The 11,278-nt window shown below is 43.6% G+C and carries 11 protein-coding genes, 2 tRNA genes and 1 pseudogene; 3 read left to right on the forward strand and 11 right to left on the reverse strand.

Annotated elements, in window-relative coordinates:
• The first annotated feature begins 206 nt into the window (after positions 1-206).
• A complete protein-coding gene (locus DER53_RS13405) occupies positions 207-842 on the forward strand; it encodes an FMN-dependent NADH-azoreductase (protein WP_062677445.1) in 636 nt (211 codons plus the stop codon).
• Between the two features lie 132 nt (positions 843-974).
• Here the strand turns inward: DER53_RS13405 and DER53_RS13410 are convergent.
• From DER53_RS13410 to DER53_RS13460, 11 genes are all read right to left on the reverse strand, one after another.
• Positions 975-1,067 (reverse strand) — tRNA-Ser (locus tag DER53_RS13410).
• Between the two features lie 81 nt (positions 1,068-1,148).
• A tRNA-Pro gene (locus tag DER53_RS13415) sits at positions 1,149-1,222 on the reverse strand.
• Between the two features lie 264 nt (positions 1,223-1,486).
• Positions 1,487-2,467, reverse strand: coding sequence for an ABC transporter permease (locus DER53_RS13420; RefSeq protein WP_062754692.1), 981 nt, complete (start codon positions 2,465-2,467; stop codon positions 1,487-1,489).
• Positions 2,460-3,377 (reverse strand): ABC transporter ATP-binding protein, encoded by a 918-nt coding sequence (locus DER53_RS13425; RefSeq protein WP_062754694.1) that lies wholly within the window; start codon positions 3,375-3,377, stop codon positions 2,460-2,462. The genes DER53_RS13420 and DER53_RS13425 overlap by 8 nt, the downstream gene beginning before the upstream one ends.
• Positions 3,374-4,168: an SGNH/GDSL hydrolase family protein gene (locus tag DER53_RS13430; protein ID WP_015863994.1), complete on the reverse strand. Its 795-nt coding sequence runs from the start codon at positions 4,166-4,168 to the stop codon at positions 3,374-3,376. Before DER53_RS13430 ends, DER53_RS13425 begins: the two co-directional genes overlap by 4 nt.
• 182 nt (positions 4,169-4,350) lie before the next feature.
• The gene (locus DER53_RS13435; RefSeq protein WP_062754696.1) at positions 4,351-5,304 is read right to left on the reverse strand and encodes an MBL fold metallo-hydrolase; all 954 of its coding nucleotides are present in this window, start codon (positions 5,302-5,304) and stop codon (positions 4,351-4,353) included.
• A 258-nt stretch (positions 5,305-5,562) separates the two neighbouring features.
• Entirely contained in the window at positions 5,563-6,447 is an 885-nt protein-coding gene (locus DER53_RS13440; protein WP_062677448.1) for a sulfite exporter TauE/SafE family protein, read from the reverse strand.
• Positions 6,448-6,659: 212 nt separating this feature from the next.
• Positions 6,660-8,024 (reverse strand): glutamine synthetase family protein, encoded by a 1,365-nt coding sequence (locus tag DER53_RS13445; RefSeq protein ID WP_062754698.1) that lies wholly within the window; start codon positions 8,022-8,024, stop codon positions 6,660-6,662.
• Positions 8,025-8,249: 225 nt separating this feature from the next.
• Positions 8,250-8,651, reverse strand: a complete 402-nt coding sequence (locus DER53_RS13450) for a gamma-glutamylcyclotransferase family protein (RefSeq protein WP_244319600.1) — start codon at positions 8,649-8,651, stop codon at positions 8,250-8,252.
• A 228-nt stretch (positions 8,652-8,879) separates the two neighbouring features.
• Complete coding sequence (locus DER53_RS13455; protein ID WP_062754700.1) at positions 8,880-9,080, reverse strand: cold-shock protein; 201 nt, start codon at positions 9,078-9,080, stop codon at positions 8,880-8,882.
• Between the two features lie 200 nt (positions 9,081-9,280).
• Positions 9,281-9,838, reverse strand: coding sequence for a thioredoxin family protein (locus tag DER53_RS13460; RefSeq protein WP_062677452.1), 558 nt, complete (start codon positions 9,836-9,838; stop codon positions 9,281-9,283).
• A gap of 240 nt (positions 9,839-10,078) precedes the next feature.
• On the opposite strand from DER53_RS13460, the gene DER53_RS13465 reads away from it, so the two are divergent.
• Both DER53_RS13465 and DER53_RS13470 read left to right on the forward strand, forming a co-directional pair.
• The gene (locus DER53_RS13465) at positions 10,079-11,083 is read left to right on the forward strand and encodes an LLM class flavin-dependent oxidoreductase (RefSeq protein ID WP_062754782.1); all 1,005 of its coding nucleotides are present in this window, start codon (positions 10,079-10,081) and stop codon (positions 11,081-11,083) included.
• A gap of 8 nt (positions 11,084-11,091) precedes the next feature.
• Positions 11,092-11,268, forward strand: a pseudogene (locus DER53_RS13470) (MOSC domain-containing protein); the annotation flags it as partial.
• Positions 11,269-11,278: the final 10 nt, after the last annotated feature.

The following is an 11,278-nucleotide window of genomic DNA, read 5'->3' on the forward strand; positions in this document are numbered from 1 at the left end:
TTTCCTTTTACATACATTTCGTCATAAGATGCTTATGTTCCTGCTGACGCATCATCTTTTTTCTTAAAAGTAAATTACTTTACAAAAGTAAGTTAGTTACATTATTATATTTACGTTAAAACACTATGCCATTGATATTACATGGATTTCCATAGTGTTTGTTGTTTTCATTCCACGCTATTTATACTAACGAAAGGAGAAAGAACATGGCTAAATTATTGTACATTACAGCAAATCCAAAACGGGAAGAGGAATCTTACGGCTTATCCGTTGGAAAAGCGTTTCTTAACGCTTATAAACAACAAAACCCGCAAGACGAGATTGTCGAATTAGACCTTTATCGTACCGACATCCCTTACATTGATGCCGATGTATTAAACGGCTGGGGCAAATTGCAACAAGGGCATACATTTGAACAGTTAAGCGCAGAAGAAAAACAAAAAATCAGCCGCATCAATGAGCTAACCGATCAGTTTATCAACGCAGATAAATATGTGTTTGTCACACCGATGTGGAATTTTAGTTTTCCACCAAAAATGAAAGCTTATATCGATACAATCTGCATCGCAGGCAAAACGTTCCGTTACACGGAAAATGGTCCGGTAGGGCTATTAACAGGAAGAAAAGCGGTGCACATTCAAGCACGCGGCGGAATTTATTCAGAAGGACCAATGAAAGAAATGGAATTCGGAGACCGTTATTTGCGGGCAGTGCTTAGCTTCATCGGAATTACTGATGTTCAGTCCATTTTTGTCGAAGGAATGGCACAATTCCCGAATGAAGCCGAAACAATTAAACAAAACGCGATCAAACAAGCAGAACAAGCAGCGAAAAACTTTTAACAAAATGATGACCTGTTCCTTTGATAAGGGGCAGGTCATTTTGATTTTTCTATTAAAATAAAAAAGCTTGCCGATGTAATCGACAAGCTGTATGATTCCAAATTAGTATAATATGTAGTTAAGATAATGATATGGCGGAGGAGGAGGGATTCGAACCCCCGCGGGCTGTGACACCCCTATCGGTTTTCGAAACCGACCCCTTCAGCCAGACTTGGGTACTCCTCCACTTCGTTGATGGAGCCTATCGGACTCCTGCGTGCGGGGCAGGCGCTCTCCTAGCTGAACGAAAGCCCCATCACGAAATGATCGGGAAGACAGGATTTGAACCTGCGACCTCACGGACCCGAACCGTGTGCTCTACCAAGCTGAGCTACTTCCCGTTCATATCCATTGTTCTCTCGTTAGCGCCAATTAGTATTCTATATTAAAAAAATAGGGTAGTCAATACTTTTTTAGTAAAAAACTTTTCGAATAAAGAATAACGCATCCTGACATGTTTTCGCCAGCATTTTTCTACGTATATGATGTACAATCTCTATCATGTTCGTGATCAATCGTCGACTAACCAAGCCACCCATCCCAATCATCTTTTTAAGAGAAAAAGGGACTCTCCTCTTATGTCAGAGGAAAGTCCCCCTCTATTTTCAATATACATCCCGCTTCGTAAAGACGATAAATGAAATCACGAGTGCCGCAAGTCCCCACACCGCCAGCACCGTCATGGAAAACCCGAGCGTCATGCCTTCAATCGGTGGCGCTGTCCCATTGACATAATCCGTAAGGCGAAGATTGACCATAAACAAATATTTTGCCGATTCCCACGAAGACACCATATTCGATAAAATCGCTCCGGAAATCAATGCCGCAAGCATAATGCCCATCACTGCGGCGGTGCTGCGCATCAATACAGAAAGCATGAACGTCAATGTTCCAACGACAATCGAAACAAACCAAGCAAGCCCTAGTTCGATTAACACGTACTTCCATTGTGGAAGCAAATGTACCCCTTCCGTATTAAGTTCTTCACCGTTAATGGTAAAACCAGTTAGTAACGGCAGCCGCCATCCTTGATACCCAAATACAATCCCCGAAATCAAATAAGAAAGCAAAGCGACCATCAATAAAATAAACGAAATCGATAGAAGAAGCGCTATGTATTTGCTAAGCAAAATCGTTCCGCGTTTGACCGGTCTTGTAAGCAGCAGTTTAATCGTTCCTATGCTTGCTTCTGAGGATACTAAATCCGCCGCAACGACCATCATTAAAAGCGGAAGAAACAAATCGATCGCATTTTCAATAAACATGCGCATAAACGTTGGCGCACCGGGAGCGGATGGATTAATGTCATGTTCCAAATAATATTGTTGCTGCTGAAGGCGAATGTGCAAATATTTGCGCCATTCTTCCGAAATGCTGCTTGAATTCAGACGGTTTTGCGCGTCGATAATTTGCTGCTGCAGCTGCGTCCGCCAATCTGTTGTTCCGAGCCGTTCCTGTATTTCCTGCACCTGCTTATATTGCGCGTATGTAAAAAGGACAACGAGTACGGCGACAATCGCCGCAATTACCGATAACCGCTTTTTGCGGACAATTTTCAGCATTTCGTTGTACACGAGGTTACTCAATCGCATCCCCTCCCGTTAATTCAATAAACAAATCTTCAAGTGTCGGCAGTTTTGGCTGAATTTCATGGACGTGTACTCCCGCTTCTACTAGTTTTTTGTTCCATATAGCTAAATTCTTTCTTTCATATGGAGTCACCAGCCTATCTCCTTGAATGGCGACAGGCGACGTTTCTTTCTCTAGTATTTCTTTCGCTGTTTCGATGGGGGCGGCTTTCCAGACAACTCGCGCTTGTTCTTTAAGCAGCCGTTCCACCGTGTCCACCCGAAGCAGCAGCCCTTTTGCCATAATCGCCACGCGGTCGCACATTAATTGAATTTCGCTTAACAGATGTGAGGAGACAAGCACGCTCAATCTTTCTGATTCTGCCAAAAAGCGGATAAATTGGCGCATTTCGCGAATGCCGGCAGGATCAAGCCCATTGGTCGGCTCGTCCAAAATCAGCACTTTCGGCTTTCCTAGCAGCGCCTGCGCAATGCCGAGACGCTGTCGCATCCCAAGCGAATACGTGTTCACCCGATCGTGAATGCGGTTTTGCAAACCGACTAACTCCACCACTTCCATGATTCGTTCTTTTGGAATATCGGGAACCATGCGCGCAAAGTGCTCCAAATTTTCCCATCCACTTAAATACGGATATAATTCTGGATTTTCGACAATGCAGCCGATATGGCGAATCGCTTTGGTAAACTGACGCTCTAGGTCATAGCCGCAAATAGAAATATGTCCCGATGTTGGCTTGATAAGCCCGACAAGCATGCGGATGGTGGTCGTTTTTCCCGCGCCATTCGGTCCTAAAAACCCAAATACTTCACCTTCCTTCAGTTCAAATGAAATTCCTTTGATAATTTCTTTGCGGCGAATTGTTTTGCGTAAATCGGTTACGACAAGCGGTGCGTGTGTTGTCGTCATTGTTTGTCCTCCTCCGTCCACGTAATTAAAGAAGCGACACGTTCGCCAATGCGTTTATAGCCTTCCTTATTCGGATGGAAATGGTCGCTGTACAAATAATCATTCACATGAAGCTCAAACAAATCGAATATCGGCACAGCAATGATATTTGGATAGCGAGCTGCCGTTTCTGCCGAAGCAAAATTCCACTGCCTTACGATCGCGGATGTCTTCTTTGCGTCACCGAGGTCGCTAAACGGATTGTAAAGCCCGATGTAAAAAACAACTGCATCTTTATTGACGCTGCGAATCGTTTGAAAAATACGGTCTAAGTTGTGTAAATACGCGTTTTTTGCCTGCTCGATTTGCTTTGGCGCAAGCTTTAGCGCTTCTCCGCCTTGAAACAAATCATTCCCGCCGATCGTCATCACGATGATGTCAGCCATTTTTAGCTGCCTCTTTATCTCAGCTTGTCCTAATTGCTTAAGGAGTCCGTCAGATCGCTGTCCTTTAATAGCCAAGTTTGTTACACGAATCGGTTTCGTTGTTTTTTTACGGAGAGAATCGACCATATAGCCAATATACCCTTTTCCGCTTTCGTCTCCCGTTCCCCTTGTCAGCGAGTCGCCAAGAGCGACAATATAAATTTCACGGTTGTCCGCTTTTTTCTCTTTTGTATATTTCGTCGTGCCTGCTGGCGGCATCGCGGCGGAAAAAAATTGATCTTGAATGCCCATGGCAAAACCGCCAAGCCATAATATTCCCGCCAGCACGGATACAATCGTGATGGTGCTTACAATACCGCGTCTCATGCAATCATCCTTTCTTATCTTTGTTACTTATCATACAATATTTTCATCCAGGCTACACCTTTAGACTCTCCGCATTTGATAGTAAAAAACACGCCGTTATAAAACAGCCGCCACAATGAAAAAGCTTGGTGATTTCACCAAGCCGTTCTTACTGGATTATGTTCAAACAAATTTCTAGTGCCTTACCGTTTTTGCAAATAATCTACAATTCCCATCGAACATACTTGTAAATCGAGACGGATGATGTCATACGCTTCTGATGTCGGTGAAATATTTCTTTCTTGCAAGAAAGCGCTGACTTCTTCATACAGCTTGCGAAAAACCGATTCAGCTTTTTCCTGCATCGATGCGCCAGGCATGTTGGCAATCGCTTTTTCTCCTGCTTCGACAAACTTTGGAAGCCAAAAACGAAGCTGTTCAAACGCTGCGCGAGGGTTTTCTAGCATGCCAAAATGACCGAAATAAATGCGTTCAGGTTGAAGCTGCTCCAATCGCTCTGCCGATTGCAGCATCGCCTCTGGCCGGAATTGGTTCGGAGAAGTGGACGGCAAACAATATTCAAGCCCATCTTTTAGCAATTGCGGATAAAACACTCCGATCGTATCGCCAGTAAAAACGCCGCGGCTGCGCGAATCGTAAATCGAAAAATGATGGTTGGAATGGCCAGGCGTATCCAAAAACGTCAACGTACGCTCACTGCCGAGCGTAAGCGTATCACCATCTTCTTTCACGATGAGACGATCCTCTGGAATCGGTACAACCGGGGAAAACAATTGGTCAAATTTTTCCCCATACACCGCCTTTGCTCCTTGGATTAACCGTGATGGATCTGCTAGATGCCGCTTCCCTTTCGGATGAACAACAACAAGGGCGTTCGGACATTTTTCAAGCAGCACGCCAGCGCCGCCAGCGTGGTCCAAATGAATATGTGTCACAATAATATAGCGGATATCCGCAGGATCAATTTGAAGCGCTTCTAGTCCTTTTAATAAATACGGAACAGAAGGGCTTGGACCTGTCTCAATAATAGCAAGCTCTTCTTCGTGAAGCACATATGTACCGGTGCGCTCTGCAACTCCTAAATCAAACAGATCAATCATCGAAATGTTGTGCCCTAAATCACGAGGTTTTTTCATCATATCATCTCCTACTTTTTATCTTTACTGAATATTCTACCAAATTACATATAAATAGAGAAACTATATTATTTTAAAAAATGGAAAAGGACATGAACCGATTTCAAGCAAAGACAACTTTGAAATCCATCGTTCATGCCCAATGAAAATTGTTCCATTGTAAAGAAGCGTCTATAATATTCGCAGCTAACAGGAGAATTTAGCGATCAGTACAATGCGGAACTAAATATCCTTTGCGAAAAAATTATTCAACTGTCATTATGACGCAAGATGATTAGATAGAGACGCTTTCCGATGTGTGCGGATTGCCCACCATATCGAAACAGCCCAGCCAAATATGATGATTGCGTAAATCGTTGCATGCCAATTTCTAGGAGTTTCCCATGCATGAAGCAAGGTGCGAATGTTTGTGAAAATGATGATGCCTCCAACTAGAACCCCAAGCAAATGGGATGGCATCTTACGAACAAGCCACGCGGCGATTGGCGCAGCGACGATTCCCCCTAACATTAGCGTTCCTACCCAAAACCAATTGACTTGTTCCCAGCCTAACGAAATGACGAATCCAATGGTAGCGGATAAAGCAACGGCAAATTCCGACGTATCAACTGTTCCCACCACTTTTCTCGCTTCCATTCCTTTATTCGCAAGAAGAACAGGGGTGGAAATCGGGCCCCATCCTCCTCCGCCAGTGGCATCGAGAAAGCCGGCCACTAAACCAAGAGGAACAAGCTGCTTATTCGAAAATTTCCGCGGTGGTTGTTGATCTTGTCTAGGTGAAAGAAATAAAAACCGATACATAATATAAAACCCAAGCGCCAACAAAAATAGTGAAATATATGGTTTAATGACATCCCCTGGAAGATTGCTTAAAAAGCAGGCACCGAAAAACGCGCCAAGCGAGCCGGGAATAATTAATTTGATCACCATGTCACGGTCGACATTTCCAAATTTAATATGAGACGCGCCTGAAGCTGCAGTTGTGACCACTTCCGCTAGATGCACCGAGGCGGAAGCGACCGCCGGAGCAATCCCGAACGCAAGCAACAGTGTTGTTGATGTAACCCCATACGCCATTCCGAGCGAACCGTCGATGAGCTGAGCGATGAATCCAACAATCACAAACACGATTAACTTTTTCATTTTTTCCCTCCACCTAAAATAATCGAAATATTCCTATTAATTTATACATTAATACCAAGTAATCACAGTTGTCAACTATGAATTATAAAAAAACAAAACAGGGTTCAGACCCATCGTCTGAACCCTGTTTTGTCCAAGTGTAAACCAACGGAATTTTATCATGTGATCATCTCCCCCTTTACTTTCGTTTCGAGGGGGATTGGGGAAAAATATTAAAATTTGGCTTGATATTGTTCAATTTCCCAAGCATGCACAGCGGTGCGATAGCTGTCCCACTCCGCTTTTTTCATGGCGACATATTCACCGAATACGTGATCACCTAGGGTTTTGCGACCGATTGTGCCGTTTTCGAATTCTTGAATTGCCGCTCCTAAACTAGCTGGAAGATTTTCGATGCCAAGTTCGGCGCGGCGCTCTTCTGTCATATGGAAAATATCTTCATCAATTGGCGCCGGAACCTGCAAACCTTTTTCGATTCCGTCCAACCCAGCGGCAGCAATGATGGCAAACGCAAGGTAAGGATTGGCTGACGGGTCCGGACAACGGAGCTCGACGCGGGTCGCCATACCACGTTTTGCTGGGATGCGGATTAATGCTGAACGGTTCGACGCCGACCATGCGATGTAGCAAGGCGCCTCATATCCCGGGACAAGCCGTTTGTACGAGTTGACTAGCGGGTTCGTAACAGCGGCAAAGCTTTTGACATGCGCGAGCAAACCAGCGATAAACTGATAGGCTGCTTCTGATAACTGATTTTCATCACTTGGATCAAAAAACGCATTTTCGCCGTCTTTAAATAGCGACATGTTCACATGCATGCCAGAACCATTGATGCCGAACACCGGCTTTGGCATGAACGTGGCGTGCAGTCCATATTTATTGGCAATCGTTTTTACCACCCACTTATATGTAGTTGCATTGTCTGCCGCCCCCAACGCATCGGCATATTTAAAGTTAATTTCATGCTGCCCCTCTGCCACTTCATGGTGAGATGCTTCAATGGTAAAGCCCATTGCCTTTAACGCACGGTAAATTTCTAAACGAACGCGCTCGCCAAGATCTCTTGGAGATGGCTCGAAATATCCGCCGTTATCATGGAGTTCTGTCGTCGGGTTTCCATTTTCGTCCGCTTTGAATAAAAAGAATTCCAATTCCGGACCGACAGAGATAGTAAACCCTTTTTCTGCCGCACGCTCTATCGTTTTCTTTAATACGTTACGAGGGTCACCTTCAAATAACGTTCCATCGGGATTGATGACAGAGCAAAGGAAACGTGCTTCAGCGTATCCTTCTTCTACTGTCCAAGGCAATACAGCAAACGTGTTTAAGTCAGGAAGAAGATAGAGATCGGATTGGTTGATGGGAGAAAATCCTTTAATTGAGGAGCCGTCAAACATCATTTTTCCTTCCACAACATCATCAAGTTGCTCCGCCGTCACCGTAACGTGTTTTAAAATTCCTTCGATATCGACAAATTGCAGATGCAAAAGCTCAACGTGTCTTTGTTTTATCGTTTCTTTGATTTGCTCAAGCATTGTCGTTTGATCGTTTGCTGGAGAAATCACTATATTTGACATGTTATATTACCTCACATTCGAATGTTTGTTTTTATAACATGTTTTTATTATAGGGAAGGGGAGTAGGTTTGGCAATACTTTTTTATTAATTTTTCTGTATTTTTATAACGCTAATAGGAAAGCGTTTTCAAAAAAACTACAAAACCTGAATAATAAATAGTTATGCATTTGCATATTTATGCAATTACTTTAATAAAAAGACAGCCGCCTATAAAGGAGAATTCATCAACAACCTTTTAGACAGCCGCCATGATAAACGTATGTAGCCATATCAAGAGAAATTGTTATCATCACCGTTTTGCTTTTCGGATACACATACACGTAGCCTTCGATTGGCTGTTCAATGTCTTTCACCCAAACCCGCTCGTATTCGTTATATTGGCTGCCTTCTTCATATTCTTCAAGCTCATCCATCGCTTGCAGCCCCTCTTTTGTTACAGTAAACCATTCGCCGATTACTTCACCTTCTTCTTCGATAACGAGCGCGGGGTATGCACCGACGTCATATAAGCGCCCTTTCACTCTTTCTGGCTGAATATGGCGAATGTACGGCGCTGCAATATGATGATTTTCCTCCCCGACTAGCAGCGTTCCGTACACAAATACACGATGCAGCATCGGTCTCATTTCTTTTCTCCCCTATAAGTTTACATAATAATATTATGGTTATATATAAGGTGGAAAATAATATTCTACTAATAACCATACCGAAAAAACAAAAACAATGGAAGCCCTGCCTCTCATCCATCCTTGCAGCTCCGAAGCTGCGCCAGTGTGAATTTGTCTTTTCGAAAGGAGATGACCGCCACAACAAAAGTGATACCGCCAAAAGCGGTATCACTTTTGTTTCATCACTTATGCTTTTTGAACGTTTGCCGCTTGTGGGCCGCGGCCGCCGTCTACGATATCAAACGTAACCGTTTCGCCTTCTTCCAACGTTTTAAATCCTTCGCCTTGGATCGCCGTGAAATGAACGAACACATCATTGCCGCCATCCATCTCAATAAATCCATACCCTTTTTCCGCATTAAACCATTTTACTTTTCCTTTATTCATTGGGATTCCTCCAAAATAAAAAGTTGACCATCGTTCCGTTACCGATAGAAAAAAGCCGTGCGCTCATGCAAGAAAGGGAGCATACATAAGAAGGCCCTTTCTTTGAATGAGGCACGACTTATTACGATCCTTCCATATAACGAACGAAATGGCGCTTCGTTAATAGTACTTTATAAACAAAAGAAAGTCAAGATTTTTTGCTATTCTTTCCATTTAATGCTGCAGCCGATGCTTGGCTTTTGTTTTTCCGGCACTGGTTCGCCATTCAATAATGCGTCTAATGCCGCGCGAATCGATTCTCCTGTAACCGGAATGCCGTTATTTGGCCGTGAATCATCCAACTGTCCGCGGTAAACACATTTTAAGTCACGGTCAAAGATATAGAAATCCGGCGTGCACGCTGCTTGGTACGCTTTCGCTACCTCTTGGGTTTCATCAAATAAATATGGGAACGGATACCCTAATTCTTCTGCCACTTTTTTCATATTTTCCGGCGAATCTTCTGGATATTTTTCGACATCGTTGGAATTAATGGCGACAAACGTAACTCCTTTTGGCTGATAATCATTAGCAAGACGGACAAGTTCATGCTGTACATGTTTTACATACGGGCAATGGTTGCAAATGAACATAATAACTGTTGCGACATCCGATTTGATATCTTCTAAACGGACTGTTTTTCCATCCACCGCATTCACTAGTTCAAACGATGGTGCTTCTTTTCCTAACGGAAACATATTGGATTCAACTGCTGGCATACGTCCACATCCTTTCCCAATTTTCTGCTTATTTCATTATACCAAAGCAAGAGAAAGAATCACAAACTTGGCGCCTAAACGAAAACAGAATAGCCGAATATGATATCACATAGGTATTATTCATGTCCTTTATGACGCCACATCCTACAGGCAAATCAATAGACAATTTTTCCACAGCGGCGCATAATAAAAAATAATTAATCCCTTTTGGAACAGGAAGAACATGAAAGGATGTTTACCATGAGCCTTAAATTAAGCGTGCTAGACCAATCCCCAGTTGCAGAGGGAATGACAGCGGAAGAAGCGCTTGCTAATACCGTCCGGCTCGCGCAATTTGTGGAAGAGCTTGGCTATGAACGTTTTTGGGTATCAGAGCATCACGATACAAATCACCTTGCCGGTTCATCCCCAGAAGTGCTGCTCGGTCATATTGGAGCAAAAACGTCCCGCATTCGCATTGGTTCCGGCGGGGTGATGCTACCGCATTATAGCGCCTACAAAGTAGCAGAAAACTTTAAAGTGCTTGAAGGGCTTCATCCCGGTCGGGTTGATTTAGGTGTTGGAAGGGCTCCAGGAGGCATGCCAATCGCGACCCTTGCCCTCCAAGAAGGAAAACGAAGAGACATTGACCGCTATCCGGAACAAATTGATGATTTATTAGCATACTTGCATAACGATTTGCCGAAAGAACATCCGTTACACGGCTTAAAAGCCACACCGAACGTACAAACGGCACCGAATGTATGGCTTCTCGGTTCCAGTTCCTCCAGCGCCATATTAGCAGCACAAAAAGGGCTTCCATATGTGTTTGCGCAATTTATTAACGGCGAAGGCGGGGAACATTATACAAAATTGTACCGCCAACAGTTTGTTCCATCGAAATATTTGGACAAGCCGCGCAATATGGTCGCTATATTTGCCATTTGCGCCGAAACAGAAGAAAAGGCGGAATGGGTGGCATCGAGCCTTGATTTATCGCTGCTAATGATTGAGCAAGGCATGGTGTCCAATGGCACGCCAAGCCCGGAAAAAGCGATGTCCTACTCCTATAGTCCATATGAAAAAATGCGTATTCTCGAAAACCGAAAACGGATGATTATCGGCTCGCCGAAACAAATAAAAGAACAGCTTTTCCGATTAAGTGAAGCATATGAAACAGATGAAATTATGTTAGTAACGATTACATATGATTTTCAAGATAAGTTAACATCATTCCGGTTAATCGCGGAAGAATTATGGGGGTAAAGGAGCAAATGAAAGTTATTTCCGTCAATGCAGGCGAGCCGAAAACAGTGATGATCGACGGAAAACCGCTCACAACAGGAATTTATAAAGAACCTGTGTCAGAGCCGCTTTTCGTAACAAAACTCAACTTCAATGGAGATGGACAGGCGGATTTAGTACATCACGGCGGTTATGACAAAGCGATTAAAAACGAAA

This window comes from Parageobacillus toebii NBRC 107807, from assembly GCF_003688615.2.
In the GTDB taxonomy this organism is placed as follows: domain Bacteria; phylum Bacillota; class Bacilli; order Bacillales; family Anoxybacillaceae; genus Parageobacillus_B; species Parageobacillus_B toebii.